This window comes from Streptomyces sp. ME19-01-6 (assembly GCF_033793745.1).
GTDB lineage: Bacteria > Actinomycetota > Actinomycetes > Streptomycetales > Streptomycetaceae > Streptomyces.
The window spans coordinates 223,307-245,855 of record NZ_JARAXF010000001.1; the positions used below are offsets into that span (position 1 = coordinate 223,307).

25 protein-coding genes are annotated in these 22,549 nt (G+C 70.2%); 9 read left to right on the forward strand and 16 right to left on the reverse strand.

Translation table 11 applies throughout. The annotated features are described in order from the left end of the window. Nucleotides 1-79: 79 nt before the first annotated feature. Together PV419_RS00945 and PV419_RS00950 are read right to left on the reverse strand one after the other, a co-directional pair. Entirely contained in the window at nucleotides 80-1,303 is a 1,224-nt protein-coding gene (locus PV419_RS00945) for a DUF4032 domain-containing protein (protein WP_319685671.1), read from the reverse strand. An 89-nt stretch (nucleotides 1,304-1,392) separates the two neighbouring features. Continuing rightward, nucleotides 1,393-1,986, reverse strand: a complete 594-nt coding sequence (locus PV419_RS00950) for a TetR/AcrR family transcriptional regulator (protein ID WP_319685672.1) — start codon at nucleotides 1,984-1,986, stop codon at nucleotides 1,393-1,395. Nucleotides 1,987-2,084: 98 nt separating this feature from the next. On the opposite strand from PV419_RS00950, the gene PV419_RS00955 reads away from it, so the two are divergent. The 3 genes from PV419_RS00955 to PV419_RS00965 are packed head-to-tail and all read left to right on the forward strand — an operon-like array spanning nucleotide 2,085 to nucleotide 4,167. Further along, nucleotides 2,085-2,906, forward strand: coding sequence for an SDR family oxidoreductase (locus PV419_RS00955; RefSeq protein ID WP_319685673.1), 822 nt, complete (start codon nucleotides 2,085-2,087; stop codon nucleotides 2,904-2,906). After that, a complete protein-coding gene (locus tag PV419_RS00960; RefSeq protein ID WP_319685674.1) occupies nucleotides 2,903-3,298 on the forward strand; it encodes a pyridoxamine 5'-phosphate oxidase family protein in 396 nt (131 codons plus the stop codon). The genes PV419_RS00955 and PV419_RS00960 overlap by 4 nt, the downstream gene beginning before the upstream one ends. Before the next feature lie 11 nt (nucleotides 3,299-3,309). Then, on the forward strand, nucleotides 3,310-4,167 hold the full coding sequence (locus PV419_RS00965) for a haloalkane dehalogenase (RefSeq protein WP_319685675.1): 858 nt from the start codon (nucleotides 3,310-3,312) through the stop codon (nucleotides 4,165-4,167). Nucleotides 4,168-4,210: 43 nt separating this feature from the next. Here PV419_RS00965 and PV419_RS00970 read toward each other — a convergent pair whose 3' ends face one another. From PV419_RS00970 to PV419_RS00985, 4 genes are all read right to left on the reverse strand, one after another. After that, complete coding sequence (locus tag PV419_RS00970; protein WP_319685676.1) at nucleotides 4,211-5,305, reverse strand: Gfo/Idh/MocA family oxidoreductase; 1,095 nt, start codon at nucleotides 5,303-5,305, stop codon at nucleotides 4,211-4,213. Continuing rightward, nucleotides 5,275-5,997, reverse strand: a complete 723-nt coding sequence (locus PV419_RS00975) for a ThuA domain-containing protein (protein WP_319686188.1) — start codon at nucleotides 5,995-5,997, stop codon at nucleotides 5,275-5,277. The genes PV419_RS00970 and PV419_RS00975 overlap by 31 nt, the downstream gene beginning before the upstream one ends. A 152-nt stretch (nucleotides 5,998-6,149) precedes the next feature. Next, entirely contained in the window at nucleotides 6,150-7,007 is an 858-nt protein-coding gene (locus tag PV419_RS00980; RefSeq protein WP_319685677.1) for an NmrA/HSCARG family protein, read from the reverse strand. Between the two features lie 87 nt (nucleotides 7,008-7,094). Continuing rightward, nucleotides 7,095-8,261 (reverse strand): FAD-dependent monooxygenase, encoded by a 1,167-nt coding sequence (locus PV419_RS00985; protein ID WP_319685678.1) that lies wholly within the window; start codon nucleotides 8,259-8,261, stop codon nucleotides 7,095-7,097. 101 nt (nucleotides 8,262-8,362) lie between these two features. Between PV419_RS00985 and PV419_RS00990 the strand changes: the two genes are divergently transcribed. Continuing rightward, nucleotides 8,363-8,920, forward strand: a complete 558-nt coding sequence (locus PV419_RS00990) for a TetR family transcriptional regulator (RefSeq protein WP_319685679.1) — start codon at nucleotides 8,363-8,365, stop codon at nucleotides 8,918-8,920. Between the two features lie 25 nt (nucleotides 8,921-8,945). Here the strand turns inward: PV419_RS00990 and PV419_RS00995 are convergent, their stop codons facing one another. Genes PV419_RS00995 through PV419_RS01005 form a run of 3 tightly spaced genes read right to left on the reverse strand, consistent with a single transcriptional unit; the run spans nucleotide 8,946 to nucleotide 12,180 of the window. After that, a complete protein-coding gene (locus PV419_RS00995) occupies nucleotides 8,946-9,722 on the reverse strand; it encodes an ABC transporter permease (RefSeq protein WP_319685680.1) in 777 nt (258 codons plus the stop codon). Beyond that, nucleotides 9,719-11,248 (reverse strand): ABC transporter permease subunit, encoded by a 1,530-nt coding sequence (locus PV419_RS01000; protein ID WP_319685681.1) that lies wholly within the window; start codon nucleotides 11,246-11,248, stop codon nucleotides 9,719-9,721. Before PV419_RS01000 ends, PV419_RS00995 begins: the two co-directional genes overlap by 4 nt. Continuing rightward, nucleotides 11,245-12,180 (reverse strand): ABC transporter ATP-binding protein, encoded by a 936-nt coding sequence (locus tag PV419_RS01005; RefSeq protein WP_319685682.1) that lies wholly within the window; start codon nucleotides 12,178-12,180, stop codon nucleotides 11,245-11,247. The genes PV419_RS01000 and PV419_RS01005 overlap by 4 nt, the downstream gene beginning before the upstream one ends. Before the next feature lie 183 nt (nucleotides 12,181-12,363). Here PV419_RS01005 and PV419_RS01010 point away from each other — a divergent pair, with 183 nt between their 5' ends. After that, nucleotides 12,364-13,026 carry a response regulator transcription factor gene (locus PV419_RS01010; protein WP_319685683.1) on the forward strand — a complete coding sequence of 221 codons (663 nt, stop codon included), beginning with the start codon at nucleotides 12,364-12,366 and terminating at the stop codon, nucleotides 13,024-13,026. Beyond that, nucleotides 13,023-14,177: a HAMP domain-containing sensor histidine kinase gene (locus tag PV419_RS01015; protein ID WP_319685684.1), complete on the forward strand. Its 1,155-nt coding sequence runs from the start codon at nucleotides 13,023-13,025 to the stop codon at nucleotides 14,175-14,177. The genes PV419_RS01010 and PV419_RS01015 overlap by 4 nt, the downstream gene beginning before the upstream one ends. Here PV419_RS01015 and PV419_RS01020 read toward each other — a convergent pair. The 4 genes from PV419_RS01020 to PV419_RS01035 form a co-directional block, all read right to left on the reverse strand. Further along, nucleotides 14,059-14,583: a DUF6463 family protein gene (locus PV419_RS01020; RefSeq protein ID WP_319685685.1), complete on the reverse strand. Its 525-nt coding sequence runs from the start codon at nucleotides 14,581-14,583 to the stop codon at nucleotides 14,059-14,061. The two genes, PV419_RS01015 and PV419_RS01020, sit on opposite strands and share 119 nt — an antisense overlap. 397 nt (nucleotides 14,584-14,980) lie before the next feature. Continuing rightward, a complete protein-coding gene (locus PV419_RS01025; RefSeq protein ID WP_319685686.1) occupies nucleotides 14,981-15,415 on the reverse strand; it encodes a cupin domain-containing protein in 435 nt (144 codons plus the stop codon). 48 nt (nucleotides 15,416-15,463) lie between these two features. Beyond that, nucleotides 15,464-15,766: a putative quinol monooxygenase gene (locus PV419_RS01030; RefSeq protein WP_319685687.1), complete on the reverse strand. Its 303-nt coding sequence runs from the start codon at nucleotides 15,764-15,766 to the stop codon at nucleotides 15,464-15,466. Continuing rightward, a complete protein-coding gene (locus PV419_RS01035; protein ID WP_319685688.1) occupies nucleotides 15,763-16,860 on the reverse strand; it encodes an Ldh family oxidoreductase in 1,098 nt (365 codons plus the stop codon). The genes PV419_RS01030 and PV419_RS01035 overlap by 4 nt, the downstream gene beginning before the upstream one ends. 175 nt (nucleotides 16,861-17,035) lie before the next feature. Here PV419_RS01035 and PV419_RS01040 point away from each other — a divergent pair, with 175 nt between their 5' ends. Beyond that, nucleotides 17,036-17,278 carry a helix-turn-helix transcriptional regulator gene (locus PV419_RS01040; RefSeq protein WP_319685689.1) on the forward strand — a complete coding sequence of 81 codons (243 nt, stop codon included), beginning with the start codon at nucleotides 17,036-17,038 and terminating at the stop codon, nucleotides 17,276-17,278. Nucleotides 17,279-17,280: 2 nt separating this feature from the next. Next, nucleotides 17,281-17,820 carry a hypothetical protein gene (locus PV419_RS01045; protein ID WP_319685690.1) on the forward strand — a complete coding sequence of 180 codons (540 nt, stop codon included), beginning with the start codon at nucleotides 17,281-17,283 and terminating at the stop codon, nucleotides 17,818-17,820. A 98-nt stretch (nucleotides 17,821-17,918) separates the two neighbouring features. On the opposite strand, the gene PV419_RS01050 is transcribed toward PV419_RS01045, so the two are convergent. Beyond that, nucleotides 17,919-18,647, reverse strand: a complete 729-nt coding sequence (locus tag PV419_RS01050) for a GntR family transcriptional regulator (RefSeq protein WP_319685691.1) — start codon at nucleotides 18,645-18,647, stop codon at nucleotides 17,919-17,921. A gap of 447 nt (nucleotides 18,648-19,094) precedes the next feature. Here PV419_RS01050 and PV419_RS01055 point away from each other — a divergent pair, with 447 nt between their 5' ends. Beyond that, on the forward strand, nucleotides 19,095-19,604 hold the full coding sequence (locus tag PV419_RS01055; protein WP_319685692.1) for an ASCH domain-containing protein: 510 nt from the start codon (nucleotides 19,095-19,097) through the stop codon (nucleotides 19,602-19,604). A 442-nt stretch (nucleotides 19,605-20,046) separates the two neighbouring features. Here PV419_RS01055 and PV419_RS01065 read toward each other — a convergent pair whose 3' ends face one another. Together PV419_RS01065 and PV419_RS01070 are read right to left on the reverse strand one after the other, a co-directional pair. Then, nucleotides 20,047-20,958, reverse strand: coding sequence for a tetratricopeptide repeat protein (locus PV419_RS01065; RefSeq protein ID WP_319685693.1), 912 nt, complete (start codon nucleotides 20,956-20,958; stop codon nucleotides 20,047-20,049). A gap of 64 nt (nucleotides 20,959-21,022) precedes the next feature. Continuing rightward, a complete protein-coding gene (locus tag PV419_RS01070) occupies nucleotides 21,023-22,531 on the reverse strand; it encodes a DUF4246 domain-containing protein (RefSeq protein WP_319685694.1) in 1,509 nt (502 codons plus the stop codon). Nucleotides 22,532-22,549 lie beyond the last annotated feature (18 nt).

Here is a 22,549-nt window from a genome sequence, read left to right on the forward strand (position 1 = left end):
ACGGAGCGGGGTGCGGATTACCGGAAAACCGCAGTTCACGCGATTACTGATCCATATTCCAGTGGAAATGATCCGCGGATTATTTTCCGAATTCGGCCTGTCGGGGGCCGAGCACCGTCCGCACATAGTCCGCCACCGTCGCCTCGATCCCCACGTCCCGGCCCGCGTCCTCGGACAACGCCCAGCGGTGTTCGAGCAGTTCGTGGTAGATCTGCGCGGTATCGGTGGAACCCCGCAGCTCCAGGGGCACGGCCCGCACGGTGGGCCGGAAGACATCGCGCACCCAGCGGTGCGCGAGCACTTCCGGGCGCGCGCCGAGCGGGTCGCCCGGGGCGTAGTCGTCCTGCGAGACCATCCACGTATCCAGGTCGTTGAGGAGACTGCGCGCCTGATTCTCCTCCGCGTCAAGACCGGTCAGCCGCAACAATTGCCGCTGATGGTGTCCGGCGTCCACGACTTTCGGCAGAAAAGTGACAGTATCCCCATCGGGTGACCGCTGGATCTGCATTTCCGCGACATCGAAACCGAGGTCGTTCAGCCGCCGCACCCGCCGGTCGATGTAGTGCCGCTTGGCCAGCGGATAGACCGACTCGCGGGTCAGCTCATGCCACAGCTCGTCGTACCGCTCGACGATCTCCCGGCCGAACAGCACCGGATCCACGGAGGGGTGCAGCGACCCGCCCGCCTCCAGGTCCATCAGCTCGCCCGCGATGTTCACCCGGGCGACCTCGAGGTCATAGCTGCGCTGCCCGCCCGTCAGCCGCGGATGGAGCTGCCCGGTCTCCGCGTCCACCAGATACGCGGCGTACGCGCCCGCGTCCCGCCGGAACAGGGTGTTGGACAGCGAACAGTCGCCCCAGGCGAAGCCGCTCAGATGCAGCCGCACCAGCAGCACGGCGAGCGCGTCGAGCAGCCGCTTGATCGTGCCGGGCCGCATCGTCGTCTCGAACATCGACCGGTACGGCAGCGAGCCCACCAGATGGCGGGTGATCAGCGTGGGCTCCAGCGGCTCGCCGTGCGCATCGGTCCGCCCCGTGACCACCGCGACCGCGTCCACGGCGGGCACGGCCAGCCGGTCCAGGTCCCGCAGCAGCCCGTACTCCCGCACGGCCGCCCACTCGCCGACCTCCTTGACCGCGACCACCTCCCCACCCGCCCGCGCGAACCGCACCACATGGCGCGAGATACCACGCGGCAGCGCGACCAGATACTCGTCCGGCCACTGCTCCAGCGGGATGCTCCACGGGAGATCCAGGAGGGCGGCCGGGTGCTCGGGGGAGGTCGCGGTGATTTTGAGGTCCATGAGAAACCAGTGACACACCGACGCGCCGGAGTCCAGAGTTCGGCGCCCGGCAGCGACGGGCATCACACCTGCTCGACGGCCGGGCCGCTTCAGGCCAGGGTGTCCAGCCAGCGGGTGAGGCGGGCCCCCTCGCGGGTCATGATCTCCGGGTCGCGGAGGGCGTTGGAGAGCAGCGACATGCCCTGGTAGGCGCCGACGAGCGTCAGTGCGAGGCCCTCCGGGTCGGCCAGGCCCATCTGGCGGTACTGCTCTTCCACCCAGTCCAGCAGCCCCCGGATGGCCTTTCCCGCCGCGAGGTCGAGGCCGCCCTCGGCGCGTTTGTCGAGTTCGACGGCGAGGGTGCCCGTGGGGCAGCCGTAACGGGCCGCCATGTCGCGTCCGCCGATCCACGCGGCCACCAGGCTCTTGAGGCGCTCCCGCGGGTCGGGGAGCGCGTCGAGCCGGTCGGTGAGGGTCTTCAGCTGGGCGACGTGTTCGGAAAGGGCGGCCTCGATCAGGTCGTCCTTGGTCTTGAAGTAGTAGTACACGTTGCCCGCCGGGACATCGGCGGCGCGGGCGATGTCGGCGATGGTCGTGCGCTCCACGCCCTGCTCGTGCAAGACCCGGGCCGCGGCGGCCATCAGCCGCTGCCGCTTGCCGGCGGCCTTGCGCGGAGGGGGCGGCGAATCCTCTGAGTCAGTCACCCGACTCACTATAGACAGCCGGTGGTGGGACTGTGCTAGCGTCTCGCCATACCGAGTGAGTCAGTGGACTAACTAACTTATGGAGCGGGGAGATCGACATGATCGTGGTGACGGGTGCGACCGGGAACGTCGGGCGGGCGCTGGTGCGGACGCTGACCGAGGCCCAGGTACCGGTGACGGCCGTGGCCCGGCACATCACCGACACCGATGTGCCGCCGGGGGTGCGGGCGGTGGCCGCCGACCTGGCCGATCCGGACGGTCTGCGGGGTGCGTTCGACGGCGCGGAGGCGCTGTTCCTGCTGGTGGCGGGCGAGGACCCGCAGGGCGTCCTGGGCGTGGCGAAGGCCGCCGGGATCCGCAAGGTGGTGCTGCTGTCCTCGCAGGGCGCCGGGACCCGCCCCAAGGCCTACCGGCACCCGGGCCTGTTCGAGGCGGCCGTACGGGGGTCCGGTCTCGACTGGACGATCCTGCGGTCGGGCGGGATGGCCGGCAACGCCTTCGCCTGGGCCGAGTCGATCCGTACCCGGCGCGAGGCCGCGGCGCCCTTCGGCGACGTCGGCCTGCCCTTCATCGACCCGGAGGACGTGGCCGCGGTCGCCGCCGCCGTCCTGCGCCAAGACGCCCACCTCGGCGCCACGTACACCCTGACCGGCCCCGCGCCGACCACCCCGCGCGAGCGGGCCGCGGCGATCGCGGCCGCGCTGGGCGAACCGGTGCGCTTCACCGAGCAGACCCGGGAGGAGGCCCACGAGCTGATGGCGCGGTTCATGCCGCTGCCCGTGGTCGAGGGCACTCTGGCCATCCTGGGCGAACCCACCGACGAGGAGCGGCGGGTGAGCCCCGACGTCACGCACGTCCTGGGCCGGGCGCCGGGCACCTTCGCCGCCTGGGCCGAACGCAACGTCGCGGCCTTCCGGTGAGCGCGCCGCTGAGCGCGTCGGCCGAGGCCTTCCTCACCGAGCCGCGGGTGGCCACCCTGACCACCCTGCGCCCCGACGGCTCGCCCCATGTGGTCGCGGTGCGCTTCACCTGGGACGCCCGGGCGGGTCTCGCCCGGGTCCTGACCGTCGGCACCACACGTAAAGCCAGGAACCTCGGCGCGGGGCCGGGCGGGCGCGCGGCGCTCTGCCAGGCGGTGGGGTTCCGGTGGGTGACGCTCGAAGGCCCCGCCACCGTGCACACGGCAGCCGAGCGGGTGGCCGAGGGCGCCCGCCGCTACACCGCGCGCTACGGGACGCCGCCGCCCGCCCCGCCCGGCCGCGTGGTCATCGAGATCGCGGTCGACCGCATCACCCACCTCAACCTGAGCTAAAGGACTGGAACATGCCTGTTCAGCACGTCAACGACTCGACCATGCGCTACCGGGAGTCCGGCACCGGGGTGCCGATCGTCTTCCTGCACGGCAACCCGACCTCGTCGTACCTCTGGCGTCACGTCATGACGGCTGTCGGAGGCGGACGTCTGCTCGCCCCCGACCTGATCGGCATGGGGGAGTCGGGCAAGCCCGATATCGACTACACCTTCGCCGACCACGCCCGCTACCTGGACGCCTGGTTCGACGCGCTCGACCTTCAGGACGTGATCCTGGTCGGGCACGACTGGGGCGGAGCCCTGGCCTTCGACTGGGCCGCGCGCCATCCGCACCGGGTGCGCGGCATCGCGTTCACCGAGACCATCGTCAAGCCGATGACCTGGGAGGAGTTTCCCGAGGGCGGCCGGCAGCTGTTCCAGGCGATCAAGACGGACGGCATCGGCGAGAAGATGATGCTCGACGATGCCGTCTTCCTCGAGGGCCTGTCCGACAGCCTCACCACCCCGCTCGCCCCGGGTGACGCCGACGTCTACCGCAAGCCGTACCCGACCCGGGACAGCAGGCTGCCGCTCCTGCGGTGGGCGCGCTCGATGCCGCTGGGCGGCGAGCCCGCCGACGTCGTGGCCAGGGTCGAGGCGTACGACCGGTGGCTGGCGGCCAGCCCCGATGTGCCCAAGCTCCTGCTCACGTTCGCGCCCGGGCCGGGAGTCATGATGCACGAGGGCCTCATCGCCTGGTGTGCGGACAACATCGCCGGGCTGGAGATCGAACACTCCGAGGCCGTCGCCGGGCATCACACGCCGGAGGACCAGCCGGCACTGATCGCCGCGGCCATCTCGGCCTGGGCGGACCGCCACGGCCTTCGTTGACCTGCGTCACCGCTCGATCGGCGAGACCGCCGTCCGGTGCTGATCACCACTGGTCGGCGGGGATCAGGGGAACCGGTTCGGGCCGGTTCACCGAGGTCGTCAGTTCGATGCGCCTTCCCTCGGCCGAAGAGCGCAGGACGGCTCTCAGTGTCTCCAGCACATGGAGGGCGGTCTCGCCGCTGACGCGCGCCGGGCGTCGGGCGTCGGCGGCCAGGTAGTCGAGGAGACCGATGCCCCGGGTGCCACCGACGTAGCCGGCTGACGGTTCGAGCGGTCGCCAATCGGTGCCGCCGAGCCCGAAGTGCCGTACCTCACCGTCGAAGTGGTTGGGGTCGGGTACCGCGAGCGTTCCGGTTTCTCCGTGCACCTCGATCGGGGCAGCCGTCGTGGCCGTGCCGTCGAAACTGGTCGTGAGCGTGGAGATCGCACCCCCGACGTGCTCGAGCACAGCGGACACGTGGGTGTCGACCTCGACCGGGATCCTCTCTCCCGTACGGGGTCCGGAGCCGATCACGCGCTCGCCGCGCAGGCGGCTGGACGCGCCGATCACCGAGCGGACCGGCCCGAGCAGGTGGACCAAGGCCGAGACGTAGTACGGCCCCATGTCCAGCAGCGGGCCCCCGCCGTCTGTGTAGTAGAAGTCGGGGTTGGGGTGCCAGCGCTCATGTCCCGGCGTGACCATGACGGCGAGCGCGGCGAGTGGGCGTCCGACGAGTCCGGCGTCGATCGCCGCGCGCGCCGTCTGGGTGCCGGTGCCCAGGACGGTGTCCGGCGCACAGGCGACGCCGACGCCGGCCGCGGCGGCGGCCTCGATGATCGCCTTCCCGTCATCAAAGGTCGTGGCCAGCGGCTTCTCGCTGTACACGTTCCTACCTCCGGCGATCGCGCCAAGCGCGATCTCGGCGTGAGCCGCCGGGGTGGTGAGGTTGAGCACGGTCTGGACGTCGGAGTCGCGGAGCAGCCCCTCGACGGTCATCGCTTCCGCCCCGGGGAACTCGGCGGCGACCGCGGTGGCCCGGGTGGCGTCGAGGTCGGCGACCGCGGTGATCCTCACCGATGGACGGCCTGCGAGCGTGTCCAGGTAGGCACGGGATATGACGCCGAGTCCTACGATGCCGACGCGGTGCGGGTCGCCCACAGCATGCCCCTTTCGATGATGGTGCGAACGTTGAGGTTCTCCAGTACGTCCACGCTGTGTCCAGGTGTGGTGACGACGACGCGGCCCGCGCCCCAGCACCGTGTCCAGACCGCCGGGGAGACCACCGGGCGGGGCCACGGTTGCCACGGGCGGGTGGGATGCGTGGTGGTGGCCAGGACGTCGATGAGGTCGTCGTGGAGCACCCAGTACTGCTCGGTGTCCAGTGCGAAGTCGCCGACGCCCGCGGTGATGGGGTGGTCGCGTCCTAGATCCGTGATGTCGATGGTGTGCGGCAGGTAGTTGTCCTCCGGCTCGCCCCGGCGCGCGCAAGGATCCTTGCCGGGGTGAGCGGCGAACTGGCCTCCCACCAGGTGGAGATAGTCCGAGGACGCTCGGAAGGAGTCGGCGATGCCGCCGTGCCAGCCGGTGAGGCCCGTGCCGGCGGCAACGGCCCCGGCAAGGCCCTTTACCTCGTCGGCGGAAATCTCCGACATGGTGACGCACTGCACGACGAGGTCGGTGTCGGACATGGTCGTGGCGTCGGCGTAGACCTGGGTCGACTCCTCGACTCGCACCTCGTATCCGCTGCGTTCGAGGAACGGGATGAACAACTTCGTGGCCTCGACGGGCTGGTGTCCCTCCCATCCGCCCCGCACCACCAGGGCCTTCTTCAACGGAACGTCGAGTCTCATCGTTGCCACCGCTCCTGTGCTCCTTCGGCTCGGGGAATGGACACTCCCTGTTATCACACCACTGCCCGGGCGGCGAGCGCTTCGCGCAACGGGCCGAGGCGCCACAGGAGTCCGGCAGCGGCAGGGGCGTCGACGGCCCGGGGGATGGCGGCTCAGCCGAGCGGACGCGGCTTCGGCCACCGCTGCTCGGCGGCCCATTCGGCGAAGGAGGTCCAGGCGACGCCCGGGAAGTCGGCGCGCAGCGCGTCGATGTCCACGCTGTAGCCGGTCTCGGTGAGGAACGTGAACATGGCCCCCATGTCCGGATTCGCCTGCTGGACCAGGTCCAGCGGCACGTGACGGTACTCGACCGGGCCGCCGGCCGCCGCGGTGATCACCTGGGCCATCTGCCGGGGCGTGGGCGCGTCGCCCGCCACCTCCACCCGCTGTCCGATCCACCGCCCGGGGTCGGCGGTCACAGCGGCCACCACCGCGCCCAGGTCGCGGCGGGCGACCTGCTGGAGCGGGGTGTCAGCGGGCACCGCGAGCGACAGCGTGCCCTGGGCGATCTCGTCCAGGCTGCCCAGCGTGTTCTCGAAGAAGTACGTCGGCGCGATCACCGTCGCCGGCAGGTCCGTCTCCGCAAGCATCCGCTCGATCCGCGCCTTGCTCTCGAAGTGGGGGATGCCGGTGGAGCGGTCCGCCGAGGCCACCGAGGCGAGCACCAGATGTGCCAGCCCCGCCCGGCCGGCGGCCTCGATGATCGCCTGGCCCTGTCGCACCTCCGCGTCCGTGCCCGACTCGAACGGCGTGGTCACCGCGAAGGCGGCTGACGAGCCGACGAAGGCCGCCGTCAGCGACGTGGCGTCGGACAGGTTGCCGGGGACCACGTCCACCCCCTGCTCGGCGAGGCGGCGTGCCCGCGGCTGCGCGGGGTCACGGACCACAGCCCGAACGCCTTGCCCCGACGCCAGCAACGCCTGTGTCACCACGCCGCCCTGTCCGCCGGTGGCTCCCAGCACTGTGATCATGAATACTCCGTAGAACAGCCGAGGCCAGCGGCCTCGGAACTCGATGCGGCATGCTCGTGCCCCGTGCGCCCCCATCGTCGTACATGATCAGCGAGCGAGTGGCAGACGCGGTGGTGCCCAGTCGCCGTGTCGGAGGACGGCCTGGACGGTGGCGCGGGACGGAGCCAGCCGCAGAGCCGTGTTGCGCACGGCGATGGCCAGGGGGTGCGTCAGCTGCTGCCCCATCCGGCCGGCCCGGCGAGCGGCGCGGGCGACGGACTGGCTGCGCGGGCGGCGCTCGGTGTCGTAACGGGACAGTGCCGCGGGGACGGTGGGCTCGGTGGCGAGCGCGGCGGCGAGTGTGGCCGCGTCTTCGAGGGCCTGGCAGGCGCCCTGGCCCAGGTTCGGGGTCATGGCGTGGGCCGCGTCACCGAGCAGGGCGATTCGGCCCGCGGTGAAGGCGGGCAGAGGTGTCGCGAGTTCGTGGATGTCGTGGTGCAGGACGGCGTCGGGCCGCGTGGCCTCCAACAGCGCGGGGATCGGGGCGTGCCAGCCGCCGAACCGGCGGCGCATCGCGGCGAGGGCGTCGGCGGGTCGCACCCCGGCGGGCGAGTTGACCACCGCGTGCCACTCGGCCCGGCCGTCGGCGAAGGCGATGTGGCCGAATTCGGCACCCTTGCCCCAGGTCAGTTCGAAGTCGGTGCGCAATGCGACGGGGTGCTCGGTGACGGCGCGCAGGACGGTCGACCCGCTGTAGGCGGGGCCGGGGTGCCGGGGGAACAGCTGGGTGCGCAGCCGGCTGCCCACCCCGTCGGCGGCCACGACCAGATCCGCGTCCAGGGCGTCGCCGTCGAGGGGCACCCGTACGCGGGTGGGGTGGGAGCGGTCGACGGACGACACCTCGGCTCCGACGAGCAGGCACTCGGGCGGCAGGGCGGCGCGCAGGACGCGGTGGAGCGCGGCCCGGGGGATGCCGACGATCGGTGTGCCCAGCGCGCGTTCGAGCGCGGCTCCGTCCATCCGGGCCAGCCAGCGGCCGTCGGGGGTACGGGTGCCTCCGGTGTACTGCGGCCGGGCCACCGCCCGCACCGCCTCGCCCACGCCGAGGGCGTCCAGGGCGCGGAGGCCGTTGGCGTGCAGGGAGATGCCCGCGCCCACATCGGCGAGCACCCGAGCGCGTTCGACGACCGTCACCTCCCAGCCGATCAGCCGCAGGCCGATCGCGGCGGCCAGCCCACCGATGCCTCCCCCGACCACCACAGCTCTGCCGCCCATGCCCGCTCCTCACTCCGGTCCGCCCCGCGGTCTTCTACGGATGTAGAAAGCCGATGCGGGAGGAGCGTACCCCGACCCCTCTACAGGTGTAGAAATAGGGTGTGCCCACCGACCGACGCACCCTTCTCGCCGACACGGCCATCGACGTGCTCGCCGAGACCGGGATACGAGGACTGACCCATCGCGCGGTGGACCGAGCAGCGCAGCTGCCGCCCGGCACCACCTCCGCCTACTACCGCACCCGCCAGGCGCTGCTCACCGCCCTGGTCCGGCGGCTGGTCGCGGTCGACCAGGCCGAACTCCAGGAGACCGGGGACCGGACACCGGTTCCGCGCGATGCCGAGGACCTGGTGACCGGGATCGCCGCACTCGCCGAGCGGCGGCTCACGGGCGAGGGGCGCAGGCGTACCCTCGCCCGCTACGCGTGCGCCATCGAGAGCGTTCACCACCCCGAGCTGCGGGATATTCTCGTGCCCCGCGAGAACGCCGGGCGACAGCTCGTACACGACTTCCTGGCCACGCAACGCGTCGCGAACGCGGGGGACCGCACCATCACGCTGCTGACCTGCGTGGACGGATTGATTTTCGACCGTTTGGTGCACGGCGGAAGCGTGTCCGATGCAGAAATCCGCCAGCTGGTGGCCGCGGCTCTGCAATAGCCCACGCGGCCTGGCAGTAAAGATGCTAGGTGTCGCGCATGCGCAGCAGCAGGCCGCCGGCCAAGAGCGCCGCGGCGGCCCACCCGGCGGTCACGCCGAGGCCGGCCCAGGGGCTGAGGGGCAGGCTATGGAGATCGGTGGTGGCCTGGATGGCGAGCCCGGCGCTCATCGGCCCGATCTGCTGGAGCAGGCGCTGCCAGTGCGGATCGCCGATCATCTGGGAGAGGATGGGGATGAGGTACAGCAGGCCGAGGACGATCCCGATACTGGTGGCGGAGTCCCGCACGACGGTGGCGACGCCGAGGCTGAGCAGGGCGATCAGGGTCAGGTAGAGGATCGATCCGAGGGCCGCGCGCAGCGTGGGCCCGTCGGTCAGGGACAGGGACGGGTGGCCGCGGGCAGTCGTGAAGGCATGGTGGGGCAGGAGGAGCCGGCCAGCGACCAGCGACCCGAGAACCGCGAGGGTCCCGGCCGCGGCCACGATCCCGGTGAGCGTGACGGCTTTGGCCGCGAGGACGGTGGCCCGAAGTGGCACCGCCGTCAGGGTGGTGCGGATCATGCCCGTGCTGTACTCGCCTGTGATGACCAGTACGGCCAGGATGACGGCCGGCGCTTGGCCCAGCTGAACGCCGCTGAGGCTGAGCTTGGTCATGTCGCCGCCGCAGCCAGTGGACGTGCAGCTCACCACCGAAGCCGCCCCGGCGCTCAGGGCCACGGTCGCCGTGATGGTACCGAGCAGCAGCCACAGAGGGCTGGTGACGGTCCGTATCTTCGTCCATTCCGCGTGCAGGGCCAGTCTCATGCGTCCCTCCTGCGGAGCAGGACGCCGGCTACGGCCAGGCTCACCACCGCGTAGCCGGCCAGGACGGCAAAACCGGCCCACGGTGCCAGCGGGTAATAGCCGTTGTATGGCGTGTAATTGCTCGTGACCTGGTGATACCGCACGAGCGTCTGCTGGACGGCGAAGGCCGCGGCCGGTGTCACCCGGGTCAGCCAGTTCGACACGCTCCCGGGCATGAACGGGAGGGCGGTCAGGATGTGGGGCAGCACGATGGCCACGATGACGGTGGTGACCGCGCCGGCGCTGTGCCGGAACATGGTGCCGACGGAGAGGGCCAGGACCGAGGCGGTCGCGAACAGCGCCGCGGTCCCGAGCGCCACCCGCAGTTCGGTGGAAGACGTCACCGGGAAGATGTACACGCCGTTGGCCCGGGCGAGCCGCTCGCCGAGCGGACCCGCGACGACCGCTCCCGCCAGCCCGGCGACGAAGGTGACGCCCCCCAGTACCATCGCCTTGGCCACCAGCACCCGGCTCCGTCCCGGGCCGGCGGCCAGGGTGACGTGGATCAGGTTCTTCCGGTATTCCGTGGTGATGAACAGCGCCCCCACGACGATCACCACGATCAGCGCGGCGAACGTGCCGGTGAGGAGTTCCCGGAGGGTGCCGCCGGTCGGCAGGGTGTCGCGAACGGCGGGCGCGATGTCGCCGGCGCCGGTCACCGTGAACCGGCCGTCAGATTCCGTGAAGGAACCCGACATGTTCTCCGGGTAACCGGCGAAGCTGGGGGATTCGGCTCCCACCTGGCCACCGGTCCACTTGCCACTGGCCCAGCCGCCCTGGACACGGAGATCCCCGAAGTGGGCCGTGGACACGCTGCCGCGGGTGCCCATGCCATCCACGGCAGGCGGAGATGCGACGAACAGCCCGACCTGCGCGGTCGATCCGAGCCCGCTCACGTGCGCGGTGCCCACCTTGGTCCAGTGCGTGCCGTCGGCGGAGGCGGAGCCGGTGATCGCGTCGCCCGATCGGTCCAGCCGCAGCCAGCGCACAGCCGCGGCGGAGAGGGGACCGGGGAGGCCGGCCGTGTCGTTGACATAGTTGTCCTGCATCCGAACGCCGTGGCTGCCGGTAGCCATGATCGCCGCGTAGGGCGATCCCTGGCGGGTGCTCGCCTTGATGATGAGCCCGGCCTTCGCCCACGGCACCACGCCGGGCCGCAGGTCCCCAGGGCCCTCGGGGACGCTGCTGTTGAGCGCGGAAACGGAGACAGTGATGCTGCCGTTTCCGGCCAGCGGCTGGTGCACGAAGGAGAAGCTGTCGGTAACCGGCTCGCCGCCCGGTCCGATCGGAACGGGCGGCGAGCCCTTCTGATCGCTACTGACCCCGACAAGCAGGGCGAACAGCACCACCACCAGCGCCGCGGCCACCATGCCGGTCACCCAGCCGCGGACGGTTCGGAACTTGGTCCACTCCGCGTGCACTACTCGGGCAAAGCCGTTCCGCCCGGCCCGCCGCCCGGAACGGGACGGCGTGAGCGTGGCGGTCACCGAGAGACCTCCGTGGGCGTCGCGGCGTGGAACTCGACCGCCCCGCGGGTCAGCTCCAGGTAGACGTCCTCAAGGGTGGCGCGGTGGGCTGACACCTCGGAGAACGGCACCGCGCTCTGGCTGAGCAGCGTCACGATCCGATCCGCAGGCAGGCCGGAGACGGTCATGGTGTCGCGGCCCGTGGCAACCACGCTCGCGCCGGCATGCGCGAGCACCCTCATCGCGTGCGTCCCGGCCGTGGTCCGCAGGGCCACCCGGTTCTGGGAGGCGGCCGCGATCAGGCCGGCCACATCGGCGTCGGCGATGGCCTTGCCGCGCCCGACCACGACGAGATGATCGGCCATGTCCTGCACCTCACTCATCAAGTGGCTGGAGACCAGCACGGCGCGCCCCTGAGCGGCCAGCGACCGCAGCAAGCCACGCATCCAGACGATGCCTTCCGGGTCCATGCCGTTGAACGGCTCATCGAGCATGATGACCGGCGGGTCGCCCAGCAGGGCCGCGGCGATCCCGAGCCGCTGCCGCATGCCGAGCGAGTAGCCGCCGGCCTTGCGCCGGGCCGCCGGGGCCAGGCCGACCTGCTCGATCACCTGGTCCACCCGCCGCGCGGCCAGGCCCTGCGCATGCGCCAGCCACAGCAGGTGGTGACGCCCGCTGCGGCCGGGGTGCAGCGCCGCCGCGTCCAGCAGTGAACCGACATGGTTCAGCGGATGCCGAAGGCTGTGGTACGGCTTGCCCTCGATGAGTGCGGTGCCCTCATCGACCGCGTCCAGGCCGAGGATCACCCGCATCGTGGTCGACTTCCCGGCCCCGTTCGGCCCCACGAAGCCGGTCACCACACCCGGCTGGACGGTAAAGGACATGCCGTCGAGGGCCAGGGTCGCCCCATACCGCTTGCGCAGTCCGGCGACGACGATCCCCGGGGCGCTCATCGCGCGAGCTCACGGTTCGAAAGCTGATACATGCCGACGGTTGTACGCGGCACCCGGTTCCAGCCCGGTCGCGGCGGCTGCGACCGGGCTGCGACCTGGGATCTGACATCGTTGGCGCATGACACCTCGACCCGGGGGCCGGTTCGGCCGCCCCGCCCGCACGACGACCGGCGGTGAGTGGGGGTGAGGGTCCTCGTCGTCGAGGACTTCGAGGTCCTCGCCCGCTCCATCGGAACCGGGCTGCGCCACGAGGGCATGGCCGTCGACGTCGTCCTGAACGGAACCGCCGCCCTCGACCGCCTGGCCGTCACCCGCTACGACGTGGTCATCCTCGACCGCGACCTGCCCGGCGTCCACGGGGACGTGATCTGCCGGCAACTCGCGCACGGCCGCTGTGAGACCCGGGTACTGATGCTCACCGCCTCCGACACGATCGAGGACCGCGTCGATGGGCTCAGCCTCGGCGCCGACGACTATCTGCCCAAGCCGTTCGCCTTCGCCGAACTGGTCGCCCGGGTCCGTGCCCTGGCCCGCCGCGCCACCCCACCGCTACCGCCCACCCTGGCATGCGGGGACATCACCCTCGATCCGGCCCGCCGCGTCGCATTCCGGGCCGGCCGGCGCCTTGAGCTGAGCCCCAAGGAGTTCGCCCTGCTCGAATGCCTGCTCGCCGCACCCGGCCTGGTCATCTCCGCTGAGGAACTGCTCGAACGCGTCTGGGACGAGGCCGCCGACCCCTTCAGCAGCGCCGTCAAGCACACCATGCACCGGTTGCGGGCCAAGCTCGGCGGCCCGCCCGTGATCGAGACCATCCGCGAAGGCGGTTACCGCATCGGATCGTCATGACCTCCCAGCAACTCGCCAGAAAGTCCTTGCAGACACGGCTCGCGCTCGCCTACGCGGCGGGCATCTACGCCGCAGGGGTCTCCGTGCTCGTGTTCGTCGATGTCTCGCTCGTCAGCGTCCAGTCGGCCGCACCCAAAGGCGACCCCTCACCGGGCGTGACCACCGGAACCGGGAAGGGGATCAGCCTGTCCCAACTCCTCACCGGATCCGCCGTCGCCCTGGTCATTCTGATTCCCGTCGCCCTGGCTCTCGGCTGGTTCGTCGCCGGCCGGTTCCTGAACCCGCTGCGCGCCATCACCGCCACCGCCAAAATCATCTCCGCCGGCGACCTCCACCGGCGCCTCGACCTCGGCGAGCCCACGGACGAGCTGACCGAGCTCGGCCACACCCTCGACGATCTGTTCGCCCGCCTTCAAGCGTCCTTCGACGCCCAACGCCACTTCGTCGCCAACGCCTCACACGAGCTGCGAACCCCCCTCGCCGGCCTGCGTACCCTCCTCGAAGTCGCCCTCGCCGACCCCGACGCCGACGCCGACGCGCTGCGCTCGGCCTGCCAAGAAGCCCTCGCCCTCGGCGGACACCAGGAACGGCTCGTCAAGGCACTGCTCGTCCTCGCCACCAGCGAGCGCGGAATCTCTCGCCGGGACACCCTCGACCTCGCCCAAGTCGTCGAGGGAGTGCTCGTCTCCCGCCGTGACCAAGCAACGGAGAGAGGCATTGACCTCGCCGAACACCTCACGCCCGCAGTGACGGCCGGGGACCCGAGACTGATCGAAAGCCTCGTCGCCAACCTCGTCGACAACGCCATCCGCCACAACCACCCGGACGGGCACGTAGAGATCACCACCCGGACCTCCGGCACGCAGGTGACCCTTACGATCACCAACAGCGGGCAGACCATCCCCAACGACCAGATCCAGCGACTCTTTCAGCCCTTCCAGAAACTAGCGCCCGATCGCAGCGACCGCCGCGACGGCTACGGTCTCGGCCTCGCCATCGTCAACGCCGTCACCCGAGCTCACCACGCCACCCTCACCACCAGCGCACGCCCCGAAGGCGGCCTGTCCATCGCTGTACGGTTCGCGCACGCATCGGCGCCACGACTGTCTCTCCCGCTCGCTGAGCGGCCGACCGGCCGAAGCCCGATGTGAAACGGTCACGCCGCGACATCACAACGGCCGGCACACCGATGGCGATCAGCGACCATCCGCCCGAGACCGGTTCCAGCACTGCCACCGGGATGCCAAGTGTCAGCAAGATCCATCCCGTCTCCGCGGGCATCGTGCCCGTGGCGATCACTGACCTCCTGGCAAGGAGCCCAAGACCGAAGAAGGCAATCCCGCTGATCATGAACCACAGGTCCATCATGCGGGCGTCGTCGTCGTTGCGGACCGTGTTCCACAGCCCGCCGGAGACGATGCCGCGCCAGTGCGAGTACGCGGCGACGACGCCCACCACCATGTGTACCGTGGCGGCAGCGAGCATCAGGCGGGGCACCCAGAGGCGGAGCCCCCTGGCATCGGACTTACTGGATTCCGGACGTGCGTAGGCATTCATGACGCTGTGTTCCTTCCGGACGAGGGACCCACTCGATCGCCTGCGGAGTCAGGAGGCCGGCCGATCCAGGAGCGGCATCAGCAGCTCGTACATGCCGCGCAACTCTGGTTTCGGGAGCGGGGGCATGAGGTGCTCTGCCCCGAGAGTTGTATAGAGCCCTGTCGACAAGATCTGAGGCGGTGTCCCCGCGCCACCGGGGTCCCGTCCGCGCAGCCGTGCAGAGGGGACCCCGGAAGAAACTCAGCAGGTCACACGGGTGGTGACAGGCGATCAGCGCCCCACCCAGTACGTACGGGTGTTGGTGAACTCAACGATGCCCGCGGTCGCCGGCTCCCGCCCGTATCGGCCGATATGACCTGGCCCGTAGCGGGATTGACGACTGTCAAGGTGTTGTCGCTCATGCGGTGGGCGCCCCTCCCTTGTCGTGCTCGGAGAGGTGCTCGAAGGTCTCGCCGGTGGCGGTGATGGTCCGGGTGACATCCCGCCCGCCGTAGACCCAGTAGATCCGCATGACGCCCTCACCTCGGTTGAAGAACCGGTGCGGAACGTCGGCCGGGACCCAGGTGGCCTGGCCGGCCTCCAGGTCGAAGAGCTCGCCGTCGATCTCCGCCGTCGCCTCGCCCTCGAGGATCAGTACCGACTCCTCGACGTTGTGGCTGTGCAGCGGAAGCCCGGTACCCGGCTGGAACACGGTCTGGCCGGTGGTGATGACTGCCGTCGGAGAGTTCCACCTGCCGACGTAGGGAAGGGTGGCGACACCTCCGCCGCGGTCGAAACGTTCGACCTCGTCGGGGTGGATGAGCAGGTTCGGTGCGGCGGGCTTGGCGCACATGAGGGTCGGGTTCCGTTCTGGGAAGGGGCGAGGGGCGAGGGGCGAGGGTCAGGAGTGGTGGAACAGGCGGCGCGAAAGGGTGTTGACCTGGCTCCCGGGCACCACGTATTTCGCGGCGGCCGCGCGCCAGACCGCGAAGTGCGGGGCGGAGCGGTGGGCCTCGACGGCGGCCTCGTCGTCGTAGATCTCGTGGAAGACGAAGTGGTGGTCGTCGTCGAGATCGCAGACGACGTCGAAGGAGCGGCAGCCGGGTTCGTCGTGGAAGGAGCGCTCGGCGTTCTCCTCGATGGCGGCCAGGAAGTCATCGCGGCAGCCGGGGACGACCTGCAGGGATACGGTCAGCGCGATCATGTGGGGAACTCCTCGGAGGTGGTGGGCGGGGTGGTGGCCGGGGCGGTGATCGGGGTGGGCAGCGGTGCGCCGGTGGCGGTGGCGACGCGGGTCAGGGAGCGCCAGGTGTCCTCGGCGACCGCGATGCCCTCGGTCCGTAGCCGCTCGGCGGTACGGGTCTCCGGCTCGCCGGGGACGAAGACCTCGGCCACGCCCGGCGCGGTGGGCGTGGCCTTGGTCTCCTCGATCAGCGTCTCCATCCGCCGCTCGAACTCGGCCGGTTCGGCCATCGCGCGGATGTCGAGGCAGATCAGCAGATGGCCGACGCCGCTGCGGCCCGTCGGCCGGTACGGACCGACGACCGAGGCCCCGAACGCGCTGCCGGTCAGCACGCCGGCCAGCACGTCGAACATGAACGAGATGGCGTACCCCTTGTGGCCGGCCATCGGCAGGATCAGCCCTTCGACGGCCCGGCGCGGATCAGTGGTCGGCACGCCGTCGGCATCGGCCGCCCAGCCCTCGGGGATCGGCTGCCCGCGCTCCCTGGCGTGGTAGATCTTGCCGCGCGCCACGGCCGTGTTGGCGATGTCCATCACGACCGTGCCGTAGCTGCCGCCCGGCGCGGCGATCGACCAGGGATTGGTGCCGACGCGTTTCTCCCGCCCGCCCCACGGGGCGATCGCCGGGCTGGCGTTGGTGGCGAGGACCGCCACGCAGCCCCGCTCGGCGGCCTTGCGGGTGAAGTACGCGGCGGTGCCGAAGTGACCGGAGTTGCGTATGGCCACCGCGCTGATCCCGTGCTCCCCGGCCCGCTCGACGCCCCAGCCCACCGCCCGGTCGGCGAGCACCTGCCCCAGCCCGTCCTGTCCGTCCACCACGAGCACCGCCCCTCCGTCACTCACGATCTGCGGGTCGGTGACCGGGGCCGTCGCGCCCGTCGCGAGGCGGTCCAGGTACCACGGCAGGCGCAGCATCCCGTGGGAGGGATGCCCCCATAGCTCCGCGGTCACCAGCGTGTCCGCGAGGAGGCGGGCGTCCCCGGGCGGTACGCCATGGGCTTCGGCGGCGGCGGTGGCGAACCGGAGCAGGTCGGCGGCGCCGACGGTATGCGGCATGAGGCTGTCCTCGCGTCAGGTCGGTCAGGGCGGACACAGACGTGTATCCGGTCTGTATCCACTCCTGTATACAGGATCGCATGCGAGGAAGTCACGGGGAGGGGGTCGGGGTGGAGGCGGTCCCGCGCCGGCGGTCCAGTTGCATCCGCACTTCAAGATGTAGTACTTCTTATACATGAGCGAGCAGGTGCACAACAGATTGGCGATGGTGCGCGCCGAGCGGAAAGTGTCGCGTCAGAGCCTGGCCGAGGCGGTTGGGGTGCACTACCAGACCATCGGCTACATCGAGCGAGGGCAGTACAACCCGAGCCTCGACCTGGCGCTGAAGATCGCGAAGTTCTTCGGGCTGCCGGTGGAGGCGTTGTTCTCCCTCGAGCCGTTCAAGCCGCTCACGGACGAGGTCTACGGGAGGAAATAGCCATGCCGACGACACGAATGACCCGCTATGACCAGCGCATGGTGCGGCTGATGAACGACCCTCGAGGGCGGTCGCTGTGCGCCACGGCCGCACGTCGGCGCCTGGCCGTCGCCGCGCACATCACGCTCACCGCGGCCTTCGGGGCGCTGATGACCCACTTCTACCTCGCGGAGTCGGAGCCGATGTGGGTCGTCGTCGTGATGGCGGCCCTGCTGCTGCCCTGGATGGTCGCGACGGGGGCGATCAACGCCGCCACCCGCGGCCTGCTGGAACTGCGCGAACGCGCCCTGGACGAGCGGCAGACGGCCGAGCGCAGCCGGGTCCTGGCCCGTGCCCACCGGATGATGACCCTGCTGCTGGCCACCGCCGCGGCCGGCCTGCTGATCGCGGGCGCGGCCGGCGGCGACGCGCCCAAGGCCTACGTGGCGCCCGTGCTCATCGCGGCCCTCGTGTCCCACTGGCTGATGCCGCTGTGGGTGGCCGGCCTCATGGCCCAGGACGAGCCGGCCGAAGACGAGGCGCTCGCGGTTCAGCCCGGCTGACCCGGCTGACCCACGTGGCTGCCCCGGCCGACGGGGCCGGTCATGCGGTCGGGGCGCGGAAGCAGTGGCCCACGTCGAGGTGATCGCCGGCGTGGGACTCAGCGGGCGATGTCCAGCTGGATCTCCACGCCGGGCGCGGCGCCCTCGCTGCTGGTCAGGCTGTCGATCAGCGCCTGGAGGGTCTGCGCCAGGTGGTGGCGGGAGGCCGACTCAGCCGCCTGGGCGTCCCCGTGCGTGATCGCCTTCAGCATCGCGCGGTGCTCTTCCAACGACGTCAGCATGCGCCGCGGACCACTGTGCGACAGATGCCGCAGCCGCACGGTCTGGCTGCGCAGATCGCGGATCGTACGGGCCAGATACGGGTTGCGGCACGCGGCGATGACCGCCTGGTCGTAGCCCTCGGCCAGTTCGTAAAAACCCTGGTACTCGCGTGACTGCCCGGCGGAGTCCAGGGCGCGGAAGGACTCCTCGAACTCGTCCAGCCGCGCCAGCAGCTCATGGAACGGGGCCAGTACGCGCTCGTCGGCCGCCCCCGACGTCGCGACCAGGGCGGCGGCCCGAGGCTCCAGCAACATCCGGATCTCGAAGAGCGCCCGCACCCCGCCCAGCGAGATGGCGGCCACCCGCGCCACCTCGCCCGGCACGAAGTCCACGAGCCCCTCGCCGGCCAGGCGGCGGATGGCCTCGCGCACGGGGGTGCGGGAGGCCCCGAGCTCCTCGCCGAGCTGGACCTCGCTCAGCTTCGCCCCGGGCTTCAAACGCAGCGACTCGATGTCCCCCTTCAGCCGCTCGTAGACGGCTTCGCTCTTGCCGGTCGCCCGGGCCATCGTGGCCCTCCTTGTCGATCCATTCGCACACGCTTCTGTATACACAGCCTACCCAGTGCGGCGAACGGCATCTCACCCGCGTGCCACGGCATGACCATCGCCGAACCCGTTGTCCCCGGCTGCGGTTGCGGTCCTGCCATGGACGTACGAGGGAAGAGGCGTCGTGGTACTCGCGGCGCCCGATCCGGCGTTGCAGGGGTCGCCACTTTGACGAAGGCGCGGCGGCCGGGCTTGTGTGCGAACACGGCCACGGCGGCGTGCGGGAGCTGGAAGGACAAGATCACCAAGGTGGCGATCACTTGATCGGTGAACACCAACTCGTGGTCCGGTCAGGCACCAGCCGCGCGCATACGCTCCTGGCCTCGGCGTTCGGCCCGCCCGGCCCCTGACGCGTCACGGCCCGCTCTTGCCGTCGGCTTGCGCGGCATGGGTCGTTACTGTGACCGCATGACGACTGACGCCGCCTCACCTCGGAATCTCGCATCGATGCCCAGGGCCGAGTTCGCCTTTCCCGGCCCGCTGCGTGACCAGCTCGTCGCAGCGATCCTCAACGGGTCCAAGACCTCCACGACAGGGCTCGTGATCGACTACGAGCATGAAGGGGAGCCCCTGCCGGAGGTCGGGAGCCGTTCGGTGGTCATCGACTCGGACGACCGTCCGGTCGCGGTCATCGAGGTGACCAGTGTGCGTGTCGTCCCGCTGGCGCAGGTGGATCTCGCTCACGTGGTGGACGAGGGGGAGGGGGACACCAGCGTGGCCGAGTGGCGGGCGGGCCACGAGCGGTTCTGGCACAGTGAGGAGATGCGCGCGGCGTTGAAGGACCCCGAGTTCACCGTGGACGACGCGACGCTGGCGGTTCTGGAACGGTTCCGCCTGATCACCGACCTTCGCCCCGCCGATCAACCGTCGGCCTATCGCTCACCACGTCGTGGGCGTCGTGGTGGCAAGAGCGGTTGACACCCTGCTGACCTGCGCAGAGTTCCTCCCAGCGCCTGCGGTAGGGCACGCGTACGGCGCTGCAGGCGCCCTGGTAGCGGTGCATGCGGACCAGACGTCACACGGGCCCGCTGCCAGCGCGGCCGCGTGGGACGCATTGTGGGCCTCGCGGCGAGCGATGAGCACAGGATCGACGCGCGAATTGCCCAGCTCGGTGCCGAGGAAGGTCATCGCCTCCTCCGGTATGGCGAAGTGACCGGCGAAGAAGTCACGCAAGTAGCGCTCCTGGTGGTCGTGGGGGTGGCGCGGGGTGCCGGGCCCGTACGCCCCGCCTCGGGCGTTCGCTCCCGGCCCGCGACACCAGGTGGGTGGCGCTGGGGAAGCGCGCCATGTCCCCGCCGATCTTGGGCGTTGTGGGCGGCGTCACAGCGGGGCCGGCCCCGGCGCAAGCTGCGTGCACTGGCTAGTCGTCGTGTTCGGTTCCGCCGGAAAAGTGCAGTTGCCCGAGCCATCGGATCGGCTGGCCAACCGGGAGAGGGTCAGGCACCGGATCAGCCAGGGGCACCTGTGACCAGTCGATGAACGGCTGTCCTTCAGCCGTCCGGCGAAGCGCCTCGCACAGTCCGGATCCCTGGCGCTTGGCGCCGGGGACATGAGTCCACACGCTGAATTCGTCGTCCAGGCTGTGGCCGTGATCGGCCAGCCACGCGTCGAGGTATCCGTCCGCGGCGTCGCGTACAGCGGACGGATCGCTGAGCAGCCAGACCCAGCCCTTGGTGCTGCCGCTGTGCCCGACGAGATGAGTCATCTCCAGCACATGGAAGCCGTGGGGGTGGTGGGTGATGAGCCCGCCCGGCGGCTCGGCGAGCTCGACGTCCTCCAACTGTTCTATGCGGGCCCTCGCGATGTCGTCGTAGGGATCGAGGCGGAGCGCCTCCCGATAGGCCTCCGCCGCGGCGTCACGCTCGCCCAGCCAATGCAGGGCGCACGCACGTGAGAAGGCTGCCAGGTTGGAGGATCCCTGCAGGGCGAGTGTGCGCTCCGCGGCCCGTACTACCGCGGCCGCCAGCTCCCGGCCCCGCTGGTCGTCCTCGGCCAACCCTGCGGGCGGGTTGTGTTCGTACGCGAAGTGGTCCTCGCTGGTGCCGAAGGCGTCGTTCAGGTGTGCCCGCAGTTTTCCCAGTTCCAAGAGTGTCAGGCAGGTGGAGCTGGTGGCGTCGTCAGGAACGGCCGCCTGGATGACGTCGTAGGCCGCCCGGATCCCCGCTTCGTCGTCCGCCAGCTCCTCTGCGGTGTCGAACTCGGCGGCCTCCCAGTAGTACCGCAGGAATGAACCTGCGTCCCGGCGGGCCGCTTCCAGGTCTGCGCTGTCCATGAACACCGGAGCCTACTGAACCTCTCTCGCGCGCCCAGCAGAACAGGGGGGGACACCGTGGGATTCAGTGCTCGCAGAGGGAGAATTCTCGTTCGTAGAGCTGCTCGTTGTGTTCGTTGACGAAGAACTTGCGTTCCTGCATGAGTTGTTCGCGGTAGTTCTTGGCCTGTTCAAGCGTCATGGTCGAGGTGTCGGACCATGGTTGTTGCGGTGGCACATCGGATGTCGAGACGATCTTTTCCGACGGGTCGACCAGGAAGAACGCGAGAATTTTGCGATATCCCGGGCGGGTGGGGTCCGTGAGGCGGAATGAGCCGACGCGGTGTTGCAGGATGTTCGGGAACGCCAGGCAGCGGCCCGCTGGAGTCGATGCCGATCCCAGCATCTGGTTCAGTGCGTCTTCGTCCTCCAGGCCATAGACCTCACGCAGGCCGTTGTCGTCGTTCTGTTCGTAGTGCGGGTCGTCGAGTGCCGCCCGGAAGCTCAGCCGGCTTTCGGTGATGTTCTCGCTGTCCCAGTAGTAGATGCCGGTCGAGACGATCCGCTCGTTCATCATCCCCTCGACATGCCAGGAGCCGCCGGGGTACTCGGGCTTGTCCGGGGTGAGATGAATGGTGGCGAGCTTGACGATGACCTGGAGACGGCGGCCGCGCAGGTCGACTCGGGCGGAGTCGTCGGGCAGCGCGGGCGGGGTGAAGGCCGGGGCGTCCGGGATGGCCGGGCGGCGGTTTTCCCACCAGTCGTCCTGGGCCTCTTCCCATGCACGGACGGCTTCTGCGTAGGCCCCATCATCACTGTAGGAGGATTTGTCCGGATACTCCGGCTCCGAGTCGTACCACCCGTAAGGATCGGCTTTAATCCGCAGGGGCCGCGGATGGTGCAGATCGGTGAGCACGTTCTCCAGCAGCGGACGCAGGCGCGCGAACAAGTCCGGCAGGACGGAAGCCAGTTCGCGATGCGTCTCGGGGTGGACGTTGTTGACGTACGAACGGAAGGCGACATCGCCGTCGTCACTGACGTCGACGTCCGTGGGCAGCCACTGGAATTTCTCCGAGAATTCGTACCTCGAGTAGCGGTCCGTCGGGTTCTGCCAAGCCCGCTCGGGCGCGCCGCCCACCTCTCTCACCAGGCAGAACAGTGAAGGATGAACCAGATCCAGTACCTGGCCGTCGGATCCGGGATGCCAGTCCTGTTCTGCTTCGGGGACCTGTTCCAGAACCCGAACCGCCTCGCGCAGCCGGGACCTGAGCCTGTCGTCGACCAGTGTGTCCGACTGCCACACCCCGTCGACGGCGGACACCTCGACGCCGGTTCGTCCGTCTCGCAGCGCGGCGTAATGCTGGAGTTCGGCAAGCACGTAACGAACCTGCGCTTCGGTGAGGCCCTGGGCGACCGCTTCTTGCGTCCACCTGGCGACGATGTCGGCGTCGTTCATCTTGTCGAACCACCCCGGCTTCGCCCGAATGTGGGCGCTGCACTGCATCATCTGGAGTTCCCGCAGCGTTCGGGGTGTCGCGAACGATATGGAACGGGAAGCATGAAAGGGCAGCGGGAAAGCAGGCAGGTCAGTCAATTCTCTTGGTCCTCCCAG

Bases quoted from the DNA above. Each gene is read 5' to 3' on its own strand.
- PV419_RS01015 (WP_319685684.1), top strand. From the start codon at position 13,023: ATGACCTCCCAGCAACTCGCCAGAAAGTCCTTGCAGACACGGCTCGCG.
- PV419_RS01020 (WP_319685685.1), bottom strand. From the start codon at position 14,583: ATGAATGCCTACGCACGTCCGGAATCCAGTAAGTCCGATGCCAGGGGG.
- PV419_RS00980 (WP_319685677.1), bottom strand. From the start codon at position 7,007: ATGATCACAGTGCTGGGAGCCACCGGCGGACAGGGCGGCGTGGTGACA.
- PV419_RS00945 (WP_319685671.1), bottom strand. From the start codon at position 1,303: ATGGACCTCAAAATCACCGCGACCTCCCCCGAGCACCCGGCCGCCCTC.
- PV419_RS00995 (WP_319685680.1), bottom strand. From the start codon at position 9,722: ATGAGACTGGCCCTGCACGCGGAATGGACGAAGATACGGACCGTCACC.
- PV419_RS00955 (WP_319685673.1), top strand. From the start codon at position 2,085: ATGATCGTGGTGACGGGTGCGACCGGGAACGTCGGGCGGGCGCTGGTG.
- PV419_RS01030 (WP_319685687.1), bottom strand. From the start codon at position 15,766: ATGATCGCGCTGACCGTATCCCTGCAGGTCGTCCCCGGCTGCCGCGAT.
- PV419_RS01025 (WP_319685686.1), bottom strand. From the start codon at position 15,415: ATGTGCGCCAAGCCCGCCGCACCGAACCTGCTCATCCACCCCGACGAG.
- PV419_RS00965 (WP_319685675.1), top strand. From the start codon at position 3,310: ATGCCTGTTCAGCACGTCAACGACTCGACCATGCGCTACCGGGAGTCC.
- PV419_RS00975 (WP_319686188.1), bottom strand. From the start codon at position 5,997: ATGAGACTCGACGTTCCGTTGAAGAAGGCCCTGGTGGTGCGGGGCGGA.
- PV419_RS01040 (WP_319685689.1), top strand. From the start codon at position 17,036: ATGAGCGAGCAGGTGCACAACAGATTGGCGATGGTGCGCGCCGAGCGG.
- PV419_RS00985 (WP_319685678.1), bottom strand. From the start codon at position 8,261: ATGGGCGGCAGAGCTGTGGTGGTCGGGGGAGGCATCGGTGGGCTGGCC.
- PV419_RS01005 (WP_319685682.1), bottom strand. From the start codon at position 12,180: ATGAGCGCCCCGGGGATCGTCGTCGCCGGACTGCGCAAGCGGTATGGG.
- PV419_RS01050 (WP_319685691.1), bottom strand. From the start codon at position 18,647: ATGGCCCGGGCGACCGGCAAGAGCGAAGCCGTCTACGAGCGGCTGAAG.
- PV419_RS01065 (WP_319685693.1), bottom strand. From the start codon at position 20,958: ATGGACAGCGCAGACCTGGAAGCGGCCCGCCGGGACGCAGGTTCATTC.
- PV419_RS01035 (WP_319685688.1), bottom strand. From the start codon at position 16,860: ATGCCGCATACCGTCGGCGCCGCCGACCTGCTCCGGTTCGCCACCGCC.
- PV419_RS01045 (WP_319685690.1), top strand. From the start codon at position 17,281: ATGCCGACGACACGAATGACCCGCTATGACCAGCGCATGGTGCGGCTG.
- PV419_RS01055 (WP_319685692.1), top strand. From the start codon at position 19,095: ATGACGACTGACGCCGCCTCACCTCGGAATCTCGCATCGATGCCCAGG.